This is a genomic window from Blastococcus sp. SYSU D00695 (assembly GCF_054050555.1).
Window position 1 is genome coordinate 42,398 of record NZ_JBJGZP010000001.1, and the last position, 21,464, is coordinate 63,861.

The window sequence follows — 21,464 nt, forward strand, 5'->3', positions numbered from 1 at the left end:
GCGGGTGGCCGCCGCCTTCACGTCCCCTGTGCCCGGTGGTCATCCCGGCGTCGATCGGCGTCCCTAGCTTCGGGCCGCACCGATCCCCCCAGACACCTGGAGCCATCCCCGTGACGACGCTGCACGAGCGCGCCGCCGAGCCCACCGACCCCGAGGACGTCCCGACCAACCCCACCACGGCCCCGCCGCTGCTGGCGGTCGCCGAGGCGCGGCTGAGCCGCCGCGGCGTGCTCGCCGGCGGGTTCCTCGCGGCGGCCGGGTTCCTGACCCTCGGCCTGGTCGACCCGCCCGCCGCCGAGGCCCGCCCCGGGAACGGCAACGGCAACGGCAACGGCGGCGGTCCGCGCGGGGGTCGCCTGGGCTTCGAGCCGGTCCCGCCGAGCACCGCCGACGCGGTCGTCGTCCCCCGCGGCTACACAGCGCGGGCGTTCATCCCGTGGGGGACGCCGCTGCTGGGCTCCTACCCGGCGTTCGTCCCGGGCACCCCGGGCGAGCCCGGCGGGCGGCCGGACGGCAACACCGCCGCCCAGCAGGCCGAGCAGCTCGGCATGCACCACGACGGGATGACCTACTTCCCGCTGCACGGCGGCCGGCGCGGCAACGAGAACGGCCTGCTCGTGCTCAACCACGAGTACACCGACGAGTTCTACCTGCACACCGGCGCCTACACGGCGGGCTACCTGCCGGCCACCGCGGAGGGCGTGCGCAAGTCGCAGAACGCGCACGGCGTCTCGGTGGTCGAGGTGCAGCGCCGCCGCGACGGGCAGTGGGAGCTGGTGCGCTCGCCGCGCAACCGGCGGATCACCGCGAGCACGCCGATGACCTTCTCCGGGCCGGCCACCGGGCACCGCCTGCTGCGCACCACCGCCGACGGCCAGGGCCGGACGCCGCTGGGCACGATCAACAACTGCGGCAACGGCGAGACCCCGTGGGGCACCTACCTGACCTGCGAGGAGAACTTCAACGGCTACTTCCGGGTCGACGGCACGCTCGGCACGGAGGACGCCGCCCTGGCCGGCCGCTACGGCGTGGGCGGGGACCGCAACAAGTGGGCCGCCCACGACCCGCGCTTCGTGGTGACCCCGCAGGACCCGAACGAGCCCAACCGCTTCGGCTGGGTCGTGGAGATCGACCCGTTCGACCCGGCGTCGACGCCGGTGAAGCGGACCGCGCTGGGCCGGCTCAAGCACGAGGACGCCACCGTCCACGTCACCCGCGGCAACCGGGTCGTCGTCTACATGGGCGACGACCAGGCGGGGGAGTACGTCTACAAGTTCGTCAGCGCCCGCAACTGGCGGTCGATGCAGGCGCAGGGGCTCAGCCCGCTGGACGAGGGCACCCTCTACGTCGCGCGGTTCGACGACGATGGCAGCGGGGAGTGGCTGCCGCTGGTGCAGGGGCAGGGTCCGCTGACCGCGGCCAACGGGTTCGCCGACCAGGGCGACGTCCTGGTCAAGACCCGGCTCGCGGCCACCGCCCTCGGCGCCACCCCGATGGACCGGCCGGAGTGGACGGCGGTCGACCCGCGCAGCGGCACCGTCTTCGTGACCCTGACGAACAACACGTCGCGGACGGCGGCCAGCGGGGCGAACCCGCGGGTGCCCAACCCGTGGGGCCACATCGTGCGCTGGGACGAGGAGGGCGGCGACCACGCCGCCACCCGCTTCCGCTGGGACCTGTTCCTGCTGGCCGGTCCGGGCGGCGGCGTCGACGGGTCGACGGTCGCGGCCGAGGACGCCTTCGGCTCGCCCGACGGCCTGTGGATCGACCCCGACAGCCGGGCGTGGATCCAGACCGACGGCTCGCAGCCGGGCGGGGCGAACAACCAGATGATGGTGGCCGACGCGACGGCGCCGTGGGGCGAGGAGCCCGAGGTGCGCCGCTTCCTCACCGGGGTGAAGGGCTGCGAGGTGACCGGCATCGCCAGCACGCCGGACCGCCGCACGCTGTTCGTCAACCTGCAGCACCCGGGGGAGAACGGCGGCAGCACCTGGCCGCAGGAGGACGGTCTGCCGACCCCGCGGTCGGCGACCGTCGTCATCACCAAGGACGACGGCGGTGTGATCGGCAGCTGAGGCGCGGCGCGGCCCCGCTCGTCCGCGGGCGGGGCCGCGTCAGCCCGGCAGGGCCGCGTCGATCCGCCGGGCCAGCTCCAGGTCGAGCTCGGTGACGCCGCCGGCGGAGTGGCTCACCAGGGCCAGGTGCAGCGTCCGCCAGCGGAGGTCGACGTCGGGGTGGTGGTCCATCGCCTCGGCGAGGAACCCGACGCGCACGAGCGCGGCGACGGCGTCGGGGAACGAGGGCAGCTCGACGCTGCGCCGCAGCCCGTCGGCGTCGCCGGACCACAGGGGCAGCCCGGCGAGCGCGGTGGCGACCTCGTCGGGGGACAGGCGCGGGGGTCGCGTCATGGTGGTCGGTCCTCTGCTCGGCCTCGCCCCCGGGACGAGGTCCTCTCTCAGGTGTGGAGGCCGCACTCCGTCTTGCCGCGGCCGGCCCAGCGCCCGGCGCGCGGGTCCTCGCCGGGGGCGACCGGCCGGGTGCACGGGGCGCAGCCGATGGAGGCGTAGCCGATCTCCTGCAGCGGGTTCACCGGCACCTGGTGCTCGGCGATGTAGGCGTCGACGTCCGCGTCGGTCCAGGCCGCGAGCGGGTTGACCTTGACCATGCCGCGCCTGGCGTCCCAGTCGACGACCCGGGTGCCGGCGCGGGTCGGGGACTCGTCCCGGCGCACGCCGGAGCCCCACGCGGTGTAGCCGGCCAGCGCCCGGGCCAGCGGCTGCACCTTGCGCAGCGAGCAACACAGGTCCGGGTCGCGCTGGTGCAGCTCCGCCCCGTGCTCGGCGTCCTGCTCGGCGACGGTCTGCGCCGGCGTGACGTCCACCAGCGTGATCGGCATGACCCCGCTGACCCAGTCGCGGGTGCCGATCGTCTCGGCGAAGTGGTAGCCGGTGTCGAGGAAGACCACGTGCACGCCGGGGACGGCGCGCGAGGCCAGGTGCGCGAGCAGCCCGTCGGCCATCGAGGAGGTGACGGCGAAGGACTCCCCGAAGGTCTCCCCGGCCCAGCCGAGCACGGCCAGGGCCTGCTCCACCGGGTCGGCGATCCCCGCGAACCGGGCGTCGGCCTCGGCGGCCAGTTCCGGCGTGGCCGCGATGGCGGTCGTCATCCCTGCGTCACTCCCGTCGCGATCAGGCGGACGGAGAACGCCCGCAGACAGGCGCCGCAGCGCCACCCGGAGGTCTTCTCGTCCTCGTACGGGGTGAGGTCCTCGTCCCCGCAGTACGGACAGTGGAAGACCGGCAGCTGTCGGGTTCTTCCCGCGCCGCCGTCCTCGGTCACCGCAGCACCGTCACAGCAGCCAGTCCTCCTCGGCCCGCGCCACGTAGTGCGCGAACGACTCGCCGTCGGTGCGGCGGTCGAGGAAGCCCCGCAGCACCCGCTCGCAGTAGTCGGCCGTCTCGGCCTTGGTCACCTTGTGGCCGCGGAACTTGCGCCCGAAGGTGCGCTCGACGCCGAGGTGGCCGCCCAGGTGCACCTGGAAGCCCTCGACCATCTCGCCCGCGTCGTCCTTGACCATCGAGCCCTTGAACCCGATGTCGGCGGTCTGGAACCGGGCGCAGCTGTTCGGGCAGCCGTTGACGTTGATGCCGATCGGCACGTCGAAGTCCGGCAGCCGCTTCTCCAGCTCCGCGTAGAGGTCCTGCGCGTGCTGCTTGGTCTCGACGATCGCGAGCTTGCAGAACTCCAGGCCGGTGCAGGCCATGGTGCCGCGGCGGAAGGCGCTGGGCCGGACCTGCAGGTCGTGCGCGGCCAGCGCGTCGACCAGCGCCTCCACCTTCTCGTCGGGGACGTCGAGGATGACGAGCTTCTGCTGCGTCGTCGTCCGGATCCGGCCCTCGCCGTACTCGTCGGCCAGGTCGGCGATGGTGGACAGCAGCGAGCCGCTGATCCGGCCGGTGCGCAGCGCGAAGCCGACGGCGTTGCGGCCGTCCTTCTGCCGGGAGACCCCGACGTGGTCGCGCTGGTCGTGCTTCGCCGGCGCCGGGGCGGGGCCGTCGGGCAGGGCGCGGTGCAGGTACTCGTCCTGCAGGACCTGGCGGAACCGCTCCGGGCCCCAGTCGGCCACGAGGAACTTGATCCGGGCGCGGTTGCGCTGCCGGCGGTAGCCGTAGTCGCGGAAGACCGACGTGACGCCGGCCCAGACCTCGGTGACCTCGTCGGGGCGGACGAAGACGCCGAGCCGCTGGGCGAACATCGGGTTGGTCGACAGCCCGCCGCCGACCCACAGGTCGTACCCGGCCTCGCCGGCCTCGTTGCGGACGCCGACGAAGGCGACGTCGTCGATCTCGGGCTCGGTGCAGTGGTCGACGCAGCCCGACATCGACGTCTTCCACTTGCGCGGGAGGTTGCTGAACTCGGGGTTGCCGACGTACTTCTCGACGGTCTGGGCGATGACGTCGGTGGCGTCGACGACCTCGTCCTCGAGGATCCCGGCGAGCGGGCAGCCCAGCATGACGCGCGGGACGTCGCCGCAGGCCTCCATGGTGCTCAGGCCGACGGTCTCCAGGCGGCGCCAGATCTCGGGCACGTCCTCGATCCGGATCCAGTGGTACTGGACGTTCTGCCGGTCGGTGACGTCGGCGACGTCGCGGCCGAACTCGGTGCTGATGCCGCCGATGACCCGCAGGGCGTCGCTGGTCAGCTGCCCGCTGTCGATGCGCACGCGCATCATGAAGTAGGAGTCCTCGAGCTCCTCGGGCTCCAGGACGGCGGTCTTGCCGCCGGGGATGCCCTGGGCGCGCTGGGTGTAGAGGCCCATCCACCGCATCCGCCCGCGCAGGTCACCGGGGTCGATCGAGTCGAAGCCGGCCTTCGCGTAGATGTCGATGATCCGCTGCTGGACCTCGAGCCCGTCGGAGTCCTTCTTCATGCGCTCGTTGGGGTTCAGCGGCTCGCGGTAGCCGAGCGCCCACTGGCCCTGCCCTCGCTGGGGCCGGTTGCTGGTTCGCGTGGGGGAGGACACGAGGGTGCTTCTTCCTGCGCCGTTCGCCGGGGCGGCCCCGGTCGGGAGGCGCTGCCAGGTCGGGACGCAGGGGGCTGCGAGGAGGACTGGTGTCAGCGCGCGGCGCGACACACGGCGCTGCTCACGCGCGCCAGGTCGATGTGCCGGCGCGCGACGAGGAGCACGCCACCACCGGTCACGCCCCTGATCGTCTCACACCGCCGGGCGCGCGCGGTGTGAGACAGGTGACTCGGGTCGCGCCTCAGGCGACGGGCGCGGGCTGCCCGTCCATCGCGGCCCGGATGCGCGCCACCGACTCGGCCAGCGGGGTGACGGAGGTGTCGATGACCAGGTCCGGCTGCGCGGGCACCTCGTAGGGGTCGTCGATGCCGGTGAACCCGGGGATCTCCCCGGCCCGTGCCCGCGCGTAGAGCCCCTTGACGTCGCGCCCCTCGCACACCTCGAGCGGGGTCGACAGGTGGACCAGCAGGAACCGGCCGTGCTGCTGCACCAGCTCCCGGGCCTCCTCGCGGGCCTTCTCGTAGGGGGCGATGGCGGCCACGACGACCGTGCCCCCGTGCCGGACGACCTCGCCGGCGACGAACCCGATGCGCCGGATGTTCAGGTCGCGGTGGGCCCGGCTGAAGTCCAGCTCGCTGGACAGGTGGGTGCGGACGACGTCGCCGTCCAGCACCGTGACCGGCTGCCCGTCGGCCTCCAGCTGGGCGACCAGGGCGTCGGCGATCGTGGACTTGCCCGCGCCGGAGAGCCCGGTCAGGAACACGGTGACGCCGGTGCGCGCGGGGGTGCCCATGCCGCCAGTCTCCCCGGCGTGCCCCGGTGGGCGGTCGGCCGGGGTCGGCGTCAGGTGCCGAAGGAGCGCCAGGCGTCCTCGACGGCGGCCAGCTCGGAGACCTCGGCGGGCAGCTTCCCGGCCACGACGTCGGCCAGCGTGACCTCCTCGAGCACCCGCCGGTAGGCGGCCCGCGCGGCGACCCACACGGCCGCCAGCGGCTCGGCGCTGCCGGGGTAGTCCACGTCCTCGGGGCGCTGCCCGTGCACCTCGGCGAGGAACCCCTGCTCGACGCGCATCACCCGGGCGATCGAGATCTCCGAGGCCGGCAGCGCCAGCCGGTACCCGCCCTCGCGGCCGCGCTGGCTGGTGACCAGCCGCGCGTGCTGCAGGTCGCCCAGGATGGCCTGCAGGAAGCGGGCGGGGATGTCCTGCGCGGTGGCGATCTCGGCGCAGGTCAGGGCGTCGGGCGCCGCGGCGGCCAGCTCGACGGCTGCGCGGACGGCGTAGTCGACCCGGGCGGTGATGCGCATCGCCCCATCTTGCCGGTTCCACGCTCCGCGGCAGCCGACCGGCGGGGCGACGTCGTCTGTCAGGGTGACGCGGTGCACCAGCTGCGATTCACCACGGTGGTCGAGGCGCCGCTGACGGTGGCCTTCGACGTCGCCCGTGCCCTCGGGCGCCCGTGGGGGGCGCCGCTGGCGGAGGTGGTGTCGGTGCGCCCGTTCCGCGACGTGTACGCGGCCGGCCCGCGCCGGGGGTGGCGGTGGCTGACCCACTCGCGCCGGTTCTCGGCCACCGGGGCCGGGACGCTCGTCGACGAGCAGGTGGACTGGGCCACGGCGCTGCCGGGCGTGCTGGGCGGCGCGGTGGACCAGCTGGTGCTGCGCCGCCGGGTGGTCCGGGCCATGCAGGCGCACCTGGACGCCTACGCCGCCGCGGCCGCCCAGCGGGCGGCGGAGGTCGTGCAGGTGGTGGGGGTGGCGCTCGTCGAGGGGGGCCGGGTGCTGGTCGCCCGGCGCTCGGGGGGCCTGTTCGACGGCTGCTGGGAGTTCCCGGGCGGCAAGGTCGAGCCCGGGGAGGCCGATCTGGAGGCGTTGGTGCGGGAGTGCCGGGAGGAGCTGGGGGCCGACGTGGCGCCCCAGGCGTTCCTCGGCGAGGTGCCGCTGGACGGCGTGGTGGGCGGGGGAGCGCCGGGGGCCTCGACGCTGCGCGTGTGGTGGGGCCGCGTGGCCGGGGGCGTCGTGACGCCGCGCGAGCACAGCGAGCTGCGCTGGGTGCGGGCCGGCGAGCTGGCGGGCCTGGACTGGATCCCGGCCGACCGGCCGCTGCTCCCCGCCGTCGTCGCCCTGCTCGCCCGCCTGCCGGGCGCCTGAGCCGAGACGCGGCCGAGGGGGTGCGGGCGGTGCCCGCACCCCCTCGGAGGTCGTCCGTGCCGGCCGGTCAGGCCGGCGGGGTCACTTGAAGACGTCCTTGATCTTCTCGCCCGCCTGCTTGAGGTTGCCCGCCGCCTGGTCCTTCTGGCCCTCGGCCTGCAGGTCCCGGTCGTCGGTCGCCTCGCCGAGCGCCTCCTTGCCCCGGCCGGACAGTTCCTGGGCCTTGTTGGACAGCTTGTCCATCCCACTCATCGCCGAGCTCCTCTCGTCGGTACCCGCTCCGGCATACCCCGCCGGACCTGCGACGACACCCTGCGTGATGCCGTAATCCGTCCGGGGGTCGTTCGATGCGGCCGCAACAGCTCCGGTCGGGGGCTCCGGTGCACGGAGAGCTTCCGGTTGCGCCTGTGGCATCGTGAGCCAAGGTCACAAAAGGACAACGCCGGTGGCGGCCCGCCCGCACCCTTCCTAGCGTTGTTGGACGTGCACGGAGAGGTCCCTCCCCGTTCACGCTCACGACAGCCGACCGTCCAGGCCGTGGGCCCAGAGCCGGCCCCTGGCCGGGACAGTCCGAGACCCGCCCGCGCGGGACGAGAGAGGCCCTCCACGTGAAGATCGACAAGCGCCCGACCGGGCTCGTCGCGGCGGCGGTCGCCACCGCGATGCTGCTGTCCGCCTGTGGCGGCGGCGACGACGGTGGCAGTGGGTCCGGCGGCGGTGACGGCGGCACGTTCACCGCCTACATCGGCGAGCCCAAGAGCCCGCTGGTCCCCGGCAACACCACGGAGAGCGAGGGCGCGAAGGTCATCGCCGCCCTGTGGACCGGCCTGGTCGGCTACTCCGAGGAGGGCGAGGTCGAGTACACCGGCGTCGCGGAGTCCATCGAGTCCGACGACAACCAGAACTGGACCATCACGCTCAAGGACGGGTGGACCTTCCACGACGGCACCCCGGTGGACGCGCAGTCGTTCGTCGACGCCTGGAACTACACCGCGAACCCGCAGAACGCCCAGGACGGCGGCTCCTACCTGTCCCGCATCGCCGGGTACCAGGAGCTGCAGGACGGCGCCGCCACGGAGCTCAGCGGCCTGGCGGTGACCGACGACCTGACCTTCACGGTGCAGCTCTCCACCCCGTTCGCCCTGTTCCCGGCGGTGGTCGGCTACGACGCCTTCAACCCGCTCCCGGACGTCTTCTTCGAGGACCCGGCGGCCTTCGGCACCAACCCGGTCGGCAACGGCCCCTTCCAGGCCGACAGCGAGTTCGTGCCCGGCCAGGGCATCACGCTGACCCGGTACGACGACTACGCCGGTGACGACGCCGCCCAGGCCGAGGGCATGGAGTTCGTCGTCTACGCCGACCAGGCCACCGCCTACACCGACGCCCAGGACGGCAACGTCGACATCGTCGACGTCATCCCGCCCGACGTCATCGAGTCGGCGCAGTCGGAGTTCGGTGACAACTTCATCAACACCGAGGTCTCCCAGATCACCTACCTCGGCTTCCCGACCTACGACCAGCGCTACTCCGACCCGCGCGTGCGCCAGGCCTTCTCGATGGCGATCGACCGGGACGCGATCTCCGAGGCGATCTTCTCCGGCACCCGCACCGCTGCCGACTCGTTCATCTCGCCGGTCGTCGACGGCTACCGCGAGGGGGCGTGCGAGTACTGCACCCTGGACGTCGACCGCGCCAACCAGCTGCTCGACGAGGCCGGCTTCGACCGCAGCCAGCCGATCGACCTGTGGTTCAACACCGGCGGCGGGCACGACGCCTGGGTGGAGGCCGTGGGCAACCAGCTGCGGCAGAACCTGGGCGTCGACTTCCAGCTCCGCGGCGACCTGGACCTCGCGCAGTACCTGCCGGTCGGTGAGAGCCGGGGCTTCACCGGCCCCTTCCGGTACGGCTGGAGCTTCGACTACCCGGCCGCGGAGAGCTACCTGACCCCGCTCCTCACGCCCCAGTCGTTCCCGCCCACCGGCTCGAACTACGCCTTCTACGACAACCCGCAGGTGACCGATCTGATCGCCCAGGGCGACCAGGCCCCCAGCGAGCAGGAGGCGATCGAGCTGTACCAGCAGGCCGAGGACCTCGTCGCCGAGGACATGCCGATCGCGCCGCTGTTCTTCACGCAGATCCAGACCGTGCACACCGACAACGTGGACAACGTCCGGATCGACCTGTTCCAGCGGCCGGTCTGGTCCGAGGTCACCGTCAACTGACCTGACGCCGGACACGGCCGACGCAGCACCCGCCGGGGGCGACCGTCTCGTTCGACGGACGCTCCCGGCGGCGCGTGTGCCGCCCGACCGGCACGATGGACACGGCGCCCCGGACCGACTCCCCGGGACGTCCTCACCCCGAGGGGGATCATGGGCCGCTACGTCGCGCGCCGACTCCTGCTGACGATCCCGGTGCTGATCGGCGCCTCGTTCCTCATCTTCGCGATGGTGTACGCCCTCCCCGGCGACCCCATCCGCGCGCTCGCCGGCGACCGTCCGGTCTCCCCGGCGGTCGTCGAGGTGCTCCGGGAGCGCTTCCACCTGAACGACCCGCTGTGGGTGCAGTACTGGGAGTACCTGAAGAACCTGCTGTCCGGTGACCTCGGCACCGACTTCCGCGGCCGGCCGGTCCTCGACACGATCGAGCGGACGCTGCCGGTCACGATCAAGCTCACCACCGTCGCCGTCGTCTTCGAGGCGGTCATCGGCATCACCGCCGGCGTCCTCGCCGGCATCCGCCGGAACAGCTTCTTCGACAACCTCGTGCTCGTCTCCACGACCGTGATCGTGTCGATCCCGATCCTGGTGCTGGCCTTCCTCGCCCAGCTGCTCTTCGGCCTGAAGCTCGGCTGGTTCCCGATCGCCGGCACCCGGGAGGGCTGGTACAGCTACGTGCTGCCCGGCCTGGTGCTCGCCTCCGGGTCGCTGGCCTACGTGGCGCGGCTGACCCGCACGAGCATCGCCGAGAACATGCGCGCCGACTACGTCCGCACCGCGAGGGCCAAGGGCCTGCCGCCGAGCCGGGTGATCATCCACCACACCCTGCGCAACAGCCTGATCCCGGTGGTGACGTTCATCGGGGCCGACATCGGGGCCCTGCTCGGCGGCGCCATCGTCACCGAGACGGTGTTCAACCTCCCCGGCATCGGCCGCGAGGTCTTCGACTCGGTCCAAGCCCAGGAGGGCGCGGTCGTCGTGGGCATCGTGACGCTGATGGTCTTCTTCTTCATCTTCTTCAACCTGGTGGTCGACGTGCTCTACGCCGTCCTGGACCCGAGGATCCGCTATGACTGACCAGCAGCAGGCCGACCTGCGCCACGACGAGGTCGAGGCCGGGACGACGACCGGCCTGGCCAGCCCCTCGGTGGACGTCACCAGCGACCGGCAGAACAGCCTGTGGTCCGACGCCTGGGGGTCGCTGCGCCGCAACGTGCTCTTCTGGATCGGCGCGTTCCTCACCGTGCTGCTGGTCCTGGTCGCCCTCTTCCCCGGCTTCTTCGCGCGCGGGGTCGACCCGCGGGCCTGCGACCTGGCCAACTCCAAGGCGCTGCCGTCGGCCGAGCACTGGTTCGGCTACGACGTGCAGGGCTGCGACTACCTGTCCAACGTCGTCCACGGCGCCCGGAACTCGCTGGTCATCGGCGTCGCCGCCGTGCTGGTCGTCCTGCTCCTCGGGGTGGTCGTGGGCGCGATCGCCGGCTACTTCGGCGGGGTCACCGACGGCGTCCTGTCCCGGATCGCCGACATCTTCTACGCGCTGCCGCTGATCCTCGGCGCCCTCGTCCTGCTGCGGGTGGGGCCCAGCACCGACCTGCCGATCATCAGCGAGCGCGGTCCGGGCGCGGTCGCGCTGGCACTGGCGCTGTTCGGCTGGATGACGGCGATGCGGCTGGTCCGCTCGCAGGTCATCGCGGTCAAGAGCCAGGACTACGTCGCCGCCGCCCGGGCGATGGGGGCCTCCAACCGGCGCATCCTGGTGCGCCACATCCTGCCCAACGCCGTCGCGCCGGTGCTGGTCTACACGACCATCACCATCGGCGTGCTCATCGCCGCCGAGGCGACCCTCACCTACCTGGGCGTCGGCCTGCAGCGGCCGGCGATCTCGTGGGGGCTGCAGATCGAGGCCGGCCAGGACTCGATCCGCACGGCCCCGCACCTCGTGCTCTTCCCGAGCATCCTCCTGACCCTGACCGTGATGGCCTTCATCATGATGGGCGACGCCCTGCGCGACGCCCTCGACCCGAGGCAGCGCGCATGACCCTCCCCGGCATCGACTCCACCGGCGCCCTGCCCGCCGTCCCCGGCGCGCCCCTGCTCGAGGTCGACGACCTGCACGTCGAGTTCCGCCAGCGGTCTGGGGTGGTGCACGCCGTCAACGGCGTCAGCTACACCCTCGCCGCCGGGCAGACCCTGGCGATCCTGGGCGAGTCCGGCTCCGGGAAGTCGGTCTCCGCCCAGGCGATCATGGGCATCCTCGACTCCCCGCCCGCGGTCGTCAGCGGCGGCGGGATCCGCTTCGAGGGTCGCGACCTGCTCACCATGACGGCCGAGGACCAGCGCCGGGTCCGCGGCCCCGGGATCTCGATGATCTTCCAGGACGCGCTGTCGTCGCTGAACCCCGTCTACAGCGTGGGCTACCAGATCGGCGAGATGTTCCGCGTGCACCGGGGCGCATCCCGCAAGGAGGCCAAGCAGCGGGCCGTCGAGCTGATGGACCGGGTGCGCATCCCCGCGGCGGCCGAGCGGGTCGACGACTACCCGCACCAGTTCTCCGGCGGGATGCGCCAGCGCGTGATGATCGCGATGGCGATCGCGCTGGACCCGCGGATCCTCATCGCCGACGAGCCGACGACGGCCCTCGACGTCACCGTCCAGGCGCAGGTGATGGACCTGCTCAAGGACCTGCAGCGGGAGACGGGGATGGGGCTGGTCCTCATCACCCACGACCTCGGCGTGGTCAACGAGGTCGCCGACGACGTCGCCGTCATGTACGCCGGGCGGATCGTCGAGCGCGGCACCGTGGACGACGTCTTCACCCGGCCGGCCCACCCCTACACCGAGGGCCTGATGGGCTCGGTGCCGCAGGTGGAGGCGAAGGGCGGGCGGCTGCGGCCCATCGGCGGCCAGCCGCCCAACCTCGCCGCCATCCCCGGCGGCTGTCCCTTCCACCCGCGGTGCGCCCGCCGCCGGCTCGGAGCCGCCGCGGCGCCCGGCCGGGAGTGCGCCACCGACGTCCCGCCGCTGCGCCTGGTCGTCCCCGGCCGCGAGGCGGCCTGCCACTACAGCGAGGAGGTGCTCGGTGTCTGACGTCAGCAGCGGGGCCACCGCGGCCTCGGGCGCCGCCCCGACCGCCGCCGGCCGCCGCGGGGAGACCCTGCTGGAGATCCGCGGCCTGCAGAAGCACTTCCCGCTCACCCAGGGCGTCGTCTTCAAGCGGACCGTCGGGCACGTGCGCGCCGTCGACGGCGTGGACCTGACCCTGCGCCGCGGCGAGACCGTCGGGCTGGTCGGGGAGTCCGGCTGCGGGAAGTCGACGGTGTCCAAGCTGCTCGTCGCGCTGGAGCGGCCGACGGCGGGCTCCATCGTCTACAAGGGGCAGGACGTGACCGGGCTGAGCGGGCGCGCGCTCAAGGCCTACCGGCGCGAGGTCCAGATCATCTTCCAGGACCCGTACGCGTCGCTGAACCCGCGGATGACCGTCGGCGACATCGTGGCCGAGGGGTGGTCGGTGCACGCCGACGTCGCGCCCAAGAAGGGCCGGCTGCAGCGCACCCAGGAACTGCTGGACCGCGTCGGGCTGAACCCCGACTACGTCAACCGCTACCCGCACCAGTTCTCCGGCGGGCAGCGGCAGCGCATCGGCATCGCCCGGGCGCTGGCCCTTCGGCCGGAGGTCATCGTCTGCGACGAGCCCGTCTCGGCCCTCGACGTGTCCGTGCAGGCCCAGGTCGTGAACCTGCTCGAGGACCTGCAGGACGAGTTCGGCCTGTCCTACCTGTTCATCGCCCACGACCTGTCGGTGGTGCGGCACATCTCCGACCGGGTCGCGGTCATGTACCTCGGGTCGATCGTGGAGGAGGGCACCGACGTCGAGGTCTACACCTCCCCGTCGCACCCCTACACGCAGGCGCTGCTGTCCTCGGTCCCGCTGCACGAGCCGCACCTGCGCGGGCAGAAGGACCGGATCCTGCTGCAGGGCGACGTCCCCAGCCCGGCCGACCCGCCCTCGGGCTGCCGCTTCCGCACCCGTTGCTGGAAGGCCCAGGACATCTGCGCCGAGGAGCCGCCGGCGCTGGTCGACCGCGGCCAGGGACACCCCGCGGCCTGCCACTTCGCCGAGGCGCGCACCGTCGTGCCGGTCGAGACGGCGGAGTAGCCCCGCGCCCTCCCTCCCCGCCCCCTCGGCCGCGATCATGGGCGTCCGGCCGCCCGCGGCGGCGTGTCCGGCCGTGTCGGCGGCAACGACCCCATGATCGCGGGGGGAGACGGGGCGGGGGAGGATCGCCGGGTGACCTCTGAGCCCTCGCGCCGGTTGCTGCTGGTGCACGCCCACCCCGACGACGAGACGATCAACAACGGCGTGACGATGGCCCGCTACGCCGCCGAGGGCGTGCAGGTCACGCTGCTGACCTGCACGCTCGGCGAGGAGGGCGAGGTCCTCGTCCCCGAACTCGCGCAGCTGGCCGCCGACCAGGCCGACCAGCTCGGCGGCTTCCGGATCGGCGAGCTGTCGGCGGCGATGGCGGCGCTGGGCGTGACCGACTGGCGGTTCCTCGGCGGCGCCGGACGCTTCCGCGACTCCGGGATGATCGGCACCGAGGCGAACGCGAAGCCGCGGGCCTTCTGGAACGCCGACCTCGACGAGGCGGTCGCGCACGCCGTCGCCGTGGTCCGCGAGACCCGCCCGCAGGTGCTCGTCACCTACGACGAGAACGGCGGCTACGGCCACCCCGACCACATCCAGGCGCACCGCGTGGCGATGCGCGCCGTCGACGCGGCCGCCGACCCGGCCTACCGGCCCGACCTGGGCGCGGCCTGGCAGGTCGCGAAGGTCTACTGGTGCTGCACCCCGCGCTCGGTGCTGCGCGCCGGCGCCGAGGCGATGGCCGCGCTCGGCGAGGACTCCCCGTTCGCCCAGCTCGGCGAGATCGAGGACATCCCGTTCGCCGTCCCCGACGAGCTGGTCACCGCCGCCGTCGACGGCCGTGCGTTCGCCGGCGCCAAGGACGCCGCCATGCGCGCGCACGCCACCCAGATCCTGGTGGACGGCCCGTTCTTCGCGCTGTCGAACAACCTCGGCCAGGAGGTCCTCGGCGTCGAGTACTACCGCCTCGTCCGGGGCGAGCGCGGACCCGCCGGGCCCGGTCCGGAGGGGTGGGAGGACGACCTGTTCGCCGGGCTGCCCGGGTGACGGCGGCCGGCGTCCGCGCCGCCGCCGGGGGCCTGGTCGCCGCCGCCCTGGCGGTGTGGGCGGCGCTCGTCGAGGTGCTGTGGCTGCCGCTGCGGGTCGGTGACGTCCCCCTGCCGGTGTCGATCCCGGCGGCGCTCGCCGCCAACCTCCTGCTGGTCACCCTCACCCACCGGGTCACCGGCTCCCGGGTCGCCGCGGTGCTGCCCGCGCTGGCGTGGCTGGCCGTCGTGCTGGTCGCGAGCCAGCAGCGCGCCGAGGGGGACCTGCTGCTCACCGGCAGCTGGCAGGGGCTGGCGTTCCTGCTGGTCGGCGTCCTCGGCGCCTCCCTCGCCGTCGGCCGCGTCCTGGCCGGCGCCCCCCGCCGGGCGGCGGGCGCCGCTCAGGGGAGCGGTGCCCGCCGGTAGTGGTAGCGGTGGTGCTCGACGAAGCCGTCCCGGCGGTACAGCGCCCGCGCGGGCGCGTTGGAGGCCAGCACCTGCAGGTAGGCCCACCGTGCCCCGCGGCCGGCGCCCCACCGGTGGAGGGCGGACGTCACCGCGGTGGCCAGCCCCCGCCGCCGGTAGCCCTCGGCCACGGTCACCGCGCTGATGCCGAGCCAGTCGTCGGTCAGCACGCCCCGGGCCACCGCCGCGAGCGGGGCCGGGGCGGCCGCCAGCCGGACGGAGGCGAACACGACGTCCTCGGCGGAGGTCAGCACCCGGCGCGCGGCCGGCGGCAGGGCCGACCCGCGGTGCCGGTAGCCGGCCAGCCAGTCCTCGTCCGGGACGGGGGAGAGGTCCACGGGGACCTCCGGTCCCGGCCGGGGCGCCGGCAGCGGCGCGGTGAGCACGAGCGTGTCCTCGTCCCGCTCCCAGCCGGCCGCGGCGAGGGCGGCACCGGCAGCCCGGGCCTGCACGCCGGGCAGCTGCACCGCCGGGCGCAGGCCCCGCTCCCGGTACCAGCCCGTGACCGCCTCGACCGCCGCCGGCAGCGGGCGCCCGGGGTCCCCGACGGCCAGCGCGGAGTTGGCCCGGCCGGTGAACCCGCCGCCGTCGCGCAGCAGCCAGCCGCCCAGCCACGCGGTCTCGTCCCCGCGCCAGCCGCGCGCGGCCAGCAGCTCCAGCTCGGCGACGTCCAGGGGCGAGCGGCTCTGTCCCATGTCCCGATCCTCCGTCTTCCCCCTCGCGGGTGGGCCGGTCGGCCGGTCGCGCCCGTCACGGGCCGGGACGTCATACTGTGCGGCGAGACGTGGCCGTGGCAGGCGCCCGGCCGAGCTGCGTGTTCGGGAGGCAACACCGTGACCTACGTGATCACCCAGGCCTGTGTCGACGTCCTCGACAAGGCGTGCATCGACGAGTGTCCGGTGGACTGCATCTACGAGGGCGACCGGATGCTGTACATCCACCCCGACGAGTGCGTCGACTGCGGTGCGTGCGAGCCGGTCTGCCCGGTCGAGGCCATCTACTACGAGGACGACGTCCCGGACAAGTGGAAGGACTTCTACAACGCCAACGTGGAGTTCTTCTCCGACCTCGGCAGCCCCGGCGGCGCGGCCAAGACCGGCAAGGTCGGCCGGGACCACCCGCTGGTCGCGGCCCTGCCGCCGCAGGGCGAGGGGCACTGACCACACCGGACCCCCGCCGGCTGCCGGACTTCCCCTGGGACTCCCTGGCGGCGGCGCGGGCGCGGGCGGCGCAGCACCCCGGCGGGGTGGTCGACCTGTCCATCGGGACGCCGGTCGACGACACCCCTGAGGTCCTCACCGCGGCGCTCGCCGCGGCGGGGAACTCCCCGGGCTACCCGACGGCCCTGGGGACGGCGGACCTGCGGACGGCGGCCGCCGGCTGGCTGGAGCGCCGGCTGGGGGTGCGCCTGGCCGACCCGCTGGGGGCCGACCCGTCGGTGATCCCGACCGTCGGCTCCAAGGAACTGGTCGCGCTGCTGCCGACCCTGCTCGGCCTGCGCGGCCCCGGCACGGTGGTGATCCCCGAGGTCGCCTACCCGACCTACGAGGTCGGCGCGGTCGTGGCCGGGCTGACGGTGGCGCGCAGCGACGTCCCGCCGGACGAGCCGGGCGACGTCGTGCTGGTCTGGCTGAACTCCCCGGGCAACCCGCACGGGCGGGTGCTGACCGCCGGGGAGCTGCGCCGCTGGGCCGACTGGGGCCGGCAGCACGGCGTCCCCGTCGTCGCCGACGAGTGCTACGCGATGCTCGGCTGGGACGTCGAACCGTGCTCCCTGCTGCACCCCGACGTCGCCGGCGCCGACCACGCGGGCCTGCTCGCCGTCCACTCCCTGTCCAAGCAGTCGACCGCCGCGGGCTACCGCGCCGGGCTGCTCTCCGGGGACCCGGCGCTGGTCCGCCGCGTCTGGGACGTGCGCCGCCACCTCGGGCTGCTCGTCCCCGGGCCGGTGCAGGCCGCGACGGCGGCCGCGCTGGCCGACGACGCGCACGTCGACGAGCAGCGGGAGCGCTACCGCGCCCGACGCGATCGGCTGGCCGCCGCCGTCCGCGGCGCCGGTGCCCGGATCGACGCCTCGGAGGCCGGGCTGTACCTGTGGGTCACCCGCGACGAGGACTGCTGGACGACGATCGACTGGCTGGCCGGCCTCGGCATCGTCGCGGCCCCCGGTTCGTTCTACGGCCCGGCCGGCGCGCGGCACGTGCGCATGGCGCTGACCGCGACCGACGAGCGGATCGCCGCCGCCGTGGAGCGCCTGGCCCCCTGAACCCGCGTGCCGCCGGCCAGGGGCCGGGCTACGGTGCGGCGGCATGACACCGCCCCGCCTGCGGCCGCCCGTCGACGGCGACGAGCGCGCCCAGCTCGTCGGGTGGCTCGGCCTCCAGCGGGCGCTGGTGCCCTGGAAGTGCGAGGGGCTGTCGGAGGCCGACGCCCACCGACCGGTGCTGCCCTCCTCGCCGCTGATGACGGCGGCGGGCATCGTGTCGCACCTGCGCTGGACCGAGCACTGCTGGTTCGAGGTGCTGTTCGCCGGGGCCCCGACGGGCACCAACCCGCAGTTCGACCAGTCGCGCCCCGACGCGGACAAGCAGGTCGACGGGGTGCCGCTGGAACGGCTGCTCGCCGAGTACGCCGAGCAGTGCGCGCGCTCGGACGAGATCGTCGCCGCCGCCGCGCTGGACGCCGCCTGCCGCAACGAGCAGTACTCCGCGGGGGTGCACCTGCGGTGGGTGCTCACCCACATGGTCGAGGAGACGGCGCGGCACGTCGGGCACCTGGACGCCGTCCGGGAGCTGCTGGACGGGCGGACCGGCTACTGGTGACCGTCCGCTTGCAGGCGGCCCCCAGCCGGCTGCATGCGCGCTGCCACCTCCGTGCAAGCGGCCGGGCGCACCGTCGTGCCGCGCCGCCGGACCGGCGGTCGCGCCACAGCCCGCCGCACCCGGAGGTCCCCCCGATGACCACGATCACCGCGTCCACCTCGATCGTCGAGGTGCTTGCCGTCCTCGTCCTGCTCGCCCTCGCGCACACCCTGCTGGTCCGGCCGGGCACCCGGCCCGGGCGCGCCGCCGACCGGGCCTTCGCCGAGCCCCCCACGGTCGCCGCCGCCCGGGCGGGCGTCCTCAGGTGACCAGTTCGAGGAGGACGGCGTCGTCGGGGGCCGCGGAGTCGGTCCAGCCGTCGGCCGCCGTCCACGTCCGGCCGGCGTAGGCGACCGACGCGACCTGCAGCCGCTCGGCGTGCGCGACCGCCCAGGTCGCGCCCGGCCAGCCGGCGGCGGCGTCGACCGCGACCGCGCCGAACTCCTCGCTGGCCGGCACCCCCAGCTCCCGCTCGGCCTCCCCGGCCGCGGCCGCCGTGCGGTCGCTGAGCCGCCCGCCGACCTCCTGCGGGTCCCACGTGCAGCTCAGGCCACCGGTGAGCAGCGCGGCGGCCAGCGCCTCGGCCATCGGCTCGTGCTTCTGGTAGGCCTCGGGGAACCCGCTGCGCTGCACCTCCTGGGCGACGTCGGTCAGCCGGCCGTTCTCCCAGCCGGGGACCTCGACGAGCCGGTCGTAGAACTGCTCGGACGCGTACACCGGGTCCTGCACCTGCTCGGGCGTGCCCCAGCCCTGCGACGGCCGTTGCTGGAACAGGCCGAGGGAGTCGCGGTCACCGTGGTCGAGGTTGCGCAGCGCCGACTCCTGCTCGGCGGTGGCCAGCGCGATGACGACCGCCCGCTCGGGGAGCCCGCGCGTGCGTCCCACCGCGGCGATGGTGGCCGCCGAGGCGGCCTGCTCGGTGGTGAGCTCCCGGCTGCTGCCGGCGACGGTGCACGACCCGTCGGCCGAGGCCGGCGTCCGGTCCCCGGCGAGCCGCAGGCCGAGGACGACGACCACCGCGAGCGCGACCAGCGCCGCGCCCCACGCCAGCGGGGCCGCGGACGCCCGGCGGCCGCGGCGGCGCCGGCGGCGGGTCGTCCCGGCCGGGCGGGACCGCGGTCGGGAGCGCGGCCCGGGACGCGAGCCGGACCGGCGCCGGGCCGTGCCCCGGGCGGCCCCGGGACGGCGGTGACGGGCGGTGGGCATCGACTCCGAGGGTAGGTGCGCCGGCGTCCGGTGCCGGGACGTGACGGCCCGGCGTGGGCGACCGCTAGCGTGGGCGCCCCGTCTGCCAGGAGGTCCTCCCATGTCCGGCGTGCTGCTGCCCGGAGTCCGCGCCCGCCGGGTGGAGACCCCCCGGCTCGCCCAGAACGTCCTGCACCCCGACTCCGTCGACCTCGACGCCCTCGCCGGACCCGGCGGGGACGTCGTGCTGTTCGTGCACGGCAACGTGAGCTCGTCGCTGTTCTGGCAGCAGACGCTGCTGACGCTGGCCGGGACGGGCCGGGTGCGGCCGCTCGCGGTCGACCTGCGCGGCTTCGGCGACACCGACCCGCTGCCGGTCGACGCCCGGCGCGGCGTGCGCGACTGGGCCGACGACGTCGCCGCGCTGCTGGACACCCTCGGCGTGGCGCGGGCGCACCTGGTCGGCTGGAGCATGGGCGGCGGCGTCGTCCTGCAGTCCCTGCTGGACGCGCCCGGCCGGGTGGCCTCGCTGGCGCTCGTCGCGCCGGTCTCCCCGCACGGGTTCGGCGGCACCGCCGGCCCGGAGGGGCGCCTGCTGGGCGCGGACGGCGCCGGCTCCGGCGGCGGGGCCGCCAACCCGGACTTCGTCGCCGCGCTCGCCGCCGGGGACACCGGGGCGGAGGCGCCGACCAGCCCGCGGTCGGTGCTGCGGGCGGCCTACGTGGCGCCCGGCTCGCTGCCGCTGGACCCGGCCGTCGAGGACGTGCTGGTCGCCTCGATGCTGACCACCCGCACCGGCGAGGACCACTACCCCGGGGACAGCACGACCAGCGGCACGTGGCCGGGGGTGGCCCCGGGTGCCCGCGGCGTCCTCAACACCATGGCGCCGACCGTGCTGGACCTGACCGGGGTCGTCGACCTCGAGCGCAAGCCCCCGGTGCTGTGGGTCCGCGGCGACGCCGACGTGATCGTCTCCGACACCTCGGCGTTCGACCTGGCCTTCCTGGGGCAGCTCGGCGCGGTGCCCGGCTGGCCGGGGGAGGCCGAGTGCCCGCCGCAGCCGATGGTCACCCAGACCCGGGCGGTGCTGGACCGCTACGCCGCGACCGGCGGCGCCTACCGCGAGGTGGTGCTGCCGGGCGTGGGGCACTCCCCGCACGTCGAGCGGCCGCAGGAGTTCGCCGTGGCGCTGCTGGAGCACCTCGACGTCCCCGCCGAGGCCCCTGCCAACCTCACCTGATCCGGCCTCCCTACAGGGGCCCGCCGCGAGCTCGCGGGCGGTGGGGGACAGGGAGGTCCTTCTCCTAGTTCTTGTGCAGGTCCGCGTTGAGGGAGCCCCACTCGCCGGCGCGCGGGAGGGCCTCCAGGGCGCCGCTCACGCTGTTGCGGCGGAACAGCAGCCCGCTGCGGCCGGACAGCTCCCGCGCCTTCACCGTCGAGCCGTCGGGCAGGGTGACCCGCGAGCCGGCGGTCACGTAGCAGCCGGCCTCGACCACGCAGCCGTCGCCGAGGGAGATGCCCACCCCGGCGTTGGCGCCGAGCAGGCAGCCGCTGCCGATGGAGACGACCTCCTTGCCGCCGCCGGACAGCGTGCCCATGATCGACGCGCCGCCGCCGATGTCGCTGTCGGCGCCGACGACGACGCCCGCGCTGATCCGCCCCTCGACCATCGACGGGCCCAGGGTGCCGGCGTTGAAGTTGACGAAGCCCTCGTGCATGACCGTCGTCCCCTCGGCCAGGTGCGCGCCCAGCCGGACCCGGTCGGCGTCGGCGATGCGGACGCCGGAGGGGATGACGTAGTCGGTCATCTTCGGGAACTTGTCCACGCCGAACACGGTCACGTTGCCGACCGCCGCTCGCAGCCGGTGGGCGTTGAAGCCCGCGGCCTCGACCGGGCCGGCGCTGGTCCACGCCACGTTGGTGAGCAGCCCGAAGATCCCGGTGAGGTCCACGCCGTGCGGGCGGACCAGCCGGTGCGACAGCAGGTGCAGCCGCAGCCACACGTCGTGGGTGTCCACCGGCGGCGCGTCCAGGTCGGAGATCACCGTGCGGACGGCGACGACGTCCACGCCGCGCGCGTCGTCGGTGCGCACCAGGCCGCCGTAGTCGGGGCCGAGCTCGCCGGCCAGCTCCAGCGCGCCCAGCTGGGCGGTGCCGGTCGCGGCGCCGTCGGGGGCGCCGAGCCGCGGCTCGGGGTACCAGACGTCGAGGACGGTGCCGGAGCGGGTCACGGTGGCGAGTCCGGCGGCGACGGCGGAGCGGGAGGCGTCGGTCACGGGACCGAACGCTACCGACGGACGCCGCCCCGCCCCGTCCGGCCCCGGTGCAGGGGCCCGCTGCGAGCCTGCGAGCAGCGGGGGGCGCCGGGGTCCGTCAACTAGGCTCGGGAGC

The 21,464-nt window shown here is 74.6% G+C and carries 25 protein-coding genes; 14 read left to right on the forward strand and 11 right to left on the reverse strand.

The features are described from left to right. Positions 1 to 110: 110 nt before the first annotated feature. Entirely contained in the window at positions 111 to 2,075 is a 1,965-nt protein-coding gene (locus ACI781_RS00225; RefSeq protein ID WP_456564056.1) for a PhoX family protein, read from the forward strand. A 39-nt stretch (positions 2,076 to 2,114) separates the two neighbouring features. On the opposite strand, the gene ACI781_RS00230 is transcribed toward ACI781_RS00225, so the two are convergent. The 7 genes from ACI781_RS00230 to ACI781_RS00260 form a co-directional block, all read right to left on the reverse strand. Continuing rightward, positions 2,115 to 2,408, reverse strand: coding sequence for a 4a-hydroxytetrahydrobiopterin dehydratase (locus tag ACI781_RS00230; RefSeq protein ID WP_456564057.1), 294 nt, complete (start codon positions 2,406 to 2,408; stop codon positions 2,115 to 2,117). Between the two features lie 47 nt (positions 2,409 to 2,455). Then, positions 2,456 to 3,166 carry a phosphoadenylyl-sulfate reductase gene (locus ACI781_RS00235; RefSeq protein WP_456564058.1) on the reverse strand — a complete coding sequence of 237 codons (711 nt, stop codon included), beginning with the start codon at positions 3,164 to 3,166 and terminating at the stop codon, positions 2,456 to 2,458. Then, complete coding sequence (locus ACI781_RS00240) at positions 3,163 to 3,339, reverse strand: hypothetical protein (RefSeq protein ID WP_456564059.1); 177 nt, start codon at positions 3,337 to 3,339, stop codon at positions 3,163 to 3,165. The genes ACI781_RS00235 and ACI781_RS00240 overlap by 4 nt, the downstream gene beginning before the upstream one ends. Positions 3,340 to 3,349: 10 nt before the next feature. Further along, complete coding sequence (locus ACI781_RS00245) at positions 3,350 to 5,023, reverse strand: nitrite/sulfite reductase (protein WP_456564060.1); 1,674 nt, start codon at positions 5,021 to 5,023, stop codon at positions 3,350 to 3,352. A 92-nt stretch (positions 5,024 to 5,115) separates the two neighbouring features. Then, positions 5,116 to 5,202: a putative leader peptide gene (locus tag ACI781_RS00250; RefSeq protein ID WP_456564299.1), complete on the reverse strand. Its 87-nt coding sequence runs from the start codon at positions 5,200 to 5,202 to the stop codon at positions 5,116 to 5,118. A 62-nt stretch (positions 5,203 to 5,264) separates the two neighbouring features. Continuing rightward, positions 5,265 to 5,816, reverse strand: a complete 552-nt coding sequence (cysC, locus tag ACI781_RS00255) for an adenylyl-sulfate kinase (RefSeq protein ID WP_456564061.1) — start codon at positions 5,814 to 5,816, stop codon at positions 5,265 to 5,267. Positions 5,817 to 5,866: 50 nt separating this feature from the next. Beyond that, positions 5,867 to 6,328, reverse strand: coding sequence for an RrF2 family transcriptional regulator (locus ACI781_RS00260; RefSeq protein WP_456564062.1), 462 nt, complete (start codon positions 6,326 to 6,328; stop codon positions 5,867 to 5,869). A gap of 72 nt (positions 6,329 to 6,400) precedes the next feature. Here ACI781_RS00260 and ACI781_RS00265 point away from each other — a divergent pair, with 72 nt between their 5' ends. Continuing rightward, positions 6,401 to 7,171, forward strand: a complete 771-nt coding sequence (locus ACI781_RS00265) for an NUDIX domain-containing protein (RefSeq protein ID WP_456564063.1) — start codon at positions 6,401 to 6,403, stop codon at positions 7,169 to 7,171. Between the two features lie 81 nt (positions 7,172 to 7,252). On the opposite strand, the gene ACI781_RS00270 is transcribed toward ACI781_RS00265, so the two are convergent. Further along, positions 7,253 to 7,423, reverse strand: coding sequence for a CsbD family protein (locus tag ACI781_RS00270; RefSeq protein ID WP_456564064.1), 171 nt, complete (start codon positions 7,421 to 7,423; stop codon positions 7,253 to 7,255). Positions 7,424 to 7,779: 356 nt separating this feature from the next. On the opposite strand from ACI781_RS00270, the gene ACI781_RS00275 reads away from it, so the two are divergent. The 7 genes from ACI781_RS00275 (at position 7,780) to ACI781_RS00305 (ending at position 14,988) form a co-directional block, all read left to right on the forward strand. After that, positions 7,780 to 9,393 (forward strand): peptide ABC transporter substrate-binding protein, encoded by a 1,614-nt coding sequence (locus ACI781_RS00275; RefSeq protein ID WP_456564065.1) that lies wholly within the window; start codon positions 7,780 to 7,782, stop codon positions 9,391 to 9,393. Between the two features lie 150 nt (positions 9,394 to 9,543). After that, positions 9,544 to 10,467, forward strand: a complete 924-nt coding sequence (locus ACI781_RS00280) for an ABC transporter permease (RefSeq protein WP_456564066.1) — start codon at positions 9,544 to 9,546, stop codon at positions 10,465 to 10,467. Further along, entirely contained in the window at positions 10,460 to 11,431 is a 972-nt protein-coding gene (locus ACI781_RS00285; protein WP_456564067.1) for an ABC transporter permease, read from the forward strand. The genes ACI781_RS00280 and ACI781_RS00285 overlap by 8 nt, the downstream gene beginning before the upstream one ends. After that, positions 11,428 to 12,480: an ABC transporter ATP-binding protein gene (locus ACI781_RS00290; protein WP_456564068.1), complete on the forward strand. Its 1,053-nt coding sequence runs from the start codon at positions 11,428 to 11,430 to the stop codon at positions 12,478 to 12,480. Before ACI781_RS00285 ends, ACI781_RS00290 begins: the two co-directional genes overlap by 4 nt. Next, entirely contained in the window at positions 12,473 to 13,549 is a 1,077-nt protein-coding gene (locus ACI781_RS00295; protein WP_456564069.1) for an ABC transporter ATP-binding protein, read from the forward strand. The genes ACI781_RS00290 and ACI781_RS00295 overlap by 8 nt, the downstream gene beginning before the upstream one ends. Positions 13,550 to 13,681: 132 nt before the next feature. Further along, on the forward strand, positions 13,682 to 14,584 hold the full coding sequence (mshB, locus tag ACI781_RS00300; protein WP_456564070.1) for an N-acetyl-1-D-myo-inositol-2-amino-2-deoxy-alpha-D-glucopyranoside deacetylase: 903 nt from the start codon (positions 13,682 to 13,684) through the stop codon (positions 14,582 to 14,584). After that, a complete protein-coding gene (locus tag ACI781_RS00305) occupies positions 14,581 to 14,988 on the forward strand; it encodes a hypothetical protein (RefSeq protein ID WP_456564071.1) in 408 nt (135 codons plus the stop codon). The genes mshB and ACI781_RS00305 overlap by 4 nt, the downstream gene beginning before the upstream one ends. On the opposite strand, the gene ACI781_RS00310 is transcribed toward ACI781_RS00305, so the two are convergent. Beyond that, positions 14,964 to 15,722, reverse strand: a complete 759-nt coding sequence (locus ACI781_RS00310; RefSeq protein ID WP_456564072.1) for a GNAT family N-acetyltransferase — start codon at positions 15,720 to 15,722, stop codon at positions 14,964 to 14,966. The two genes, ACI781_RS00305 and ACI781_RS00310, sit on opposite strands and share 25 nt — an antisense overlap. A gap of 138 nt (positions 15,723 to 15,860) precedes the next feature. Here ACI781_RS00310 and fdxA point away from each other — a divergent pair, with 138 nt between their 5' ends. The 4 genes from fdxA (at position 15,861) to ACI781_RS00330 (ending at position 18,157) form a co-directional block, all read left to right on the forward strand. After that, entirely contained in the window at positions 15,861 to 16,187 is a 327-nt protein-coding gene (gene fdxA, locus ACI781_RS00315; protein ID WP_029431665.1) for a ferredoxin, read from the forward strand. Between the two features lie 20 nt (positions 16,188 to 16,207). Next, entirely contained in the window at positions 16,208 to 17,293 is a 1,086-nt protein-coding gene (gene dapC, locus ACI781_RS00320) for a succinyldiaminopimelate transaminase (RefSeq protein ID WP_456564300.1), read from the forward strand. 43 nt (positions 17,294 to 17,336) lie between these two features. After that, the gene (locus ACI781_RS00325) at positions 17,337 to 17,849 is read left to right on the forward strand and encodes a DinB family protein (RefSeq protein ID WP_456564073.1); all 513 of its coding nucleotides are present in this window, start codon (positions 17,337 to 17,339) and stop codon (positions 17,847 to 17,849) included. A 134-nt stretch (positions 17,850 to 17,983) separates the two neighbouring features. Further along, positions 17,984 to 18,157, forward strand: coding sequence for a hypothetical protein (locus ACI781_RS00330; RefSeq protein ID WP_456564074.1), 174 nt, complete (start codon positions 17,984 to 17,986; stop codon positions 18,155 to 18,157). On the opposite strand, the gene ACI781_RS00335 is transcribed toward ACI781_RS00330, so the two are convergent. Further along, entirely contained in the window at positions 18,150 to 19,094 is a 945-nt protein-coding gene (locus ACI781_RS00335; protein WP_456564075.1) for a hypothetical protein, read from the reverse strand. The two genes, ACI781_RS00330 and ACI781_RS00335, sit on opposite strands and share 8 nt — an antisense overlap. Before the next feature lie 100 nt (positions 19,095 to 19,194). Between ACI781_RS00335 and ACI781_RS00340 the strand changes: the two genes are divergently transcribed. After that, positions 19,195 to 20,313 (forward strand): alpha/beta fold hydrolase, encoded by a 1,119-nt coding sequence (locus ACI781_RS00340; protein WP_456564076.1) that lies wholly within the window; start codon positions 19,195 to 19,197, stop codon positions 20,311 to 20,313. Between the two features lie 64 nt (positions 20,314 to 20,377). Here ACI781_RS00340 and dapD read toward each other — a convergent pair whose 3' ends face one another. Next, positions 20,378 to 21,349: a 2,3,4,5-tetrahydropyridine-2,6-dicarboxylate N-succinyltransferase gene (gene dapD / locus ACI781_RS00345; protein WP_456564077.1), complete on the reverse strand. Its 972-nt coding sequence runs from the start codon at positions 21,347 to 21,349 to the stop codon at positions 20,378 to 20,380. Between the last annotated feature and the right edge of the window lie 115 nt (positions 21,350 to 21,464).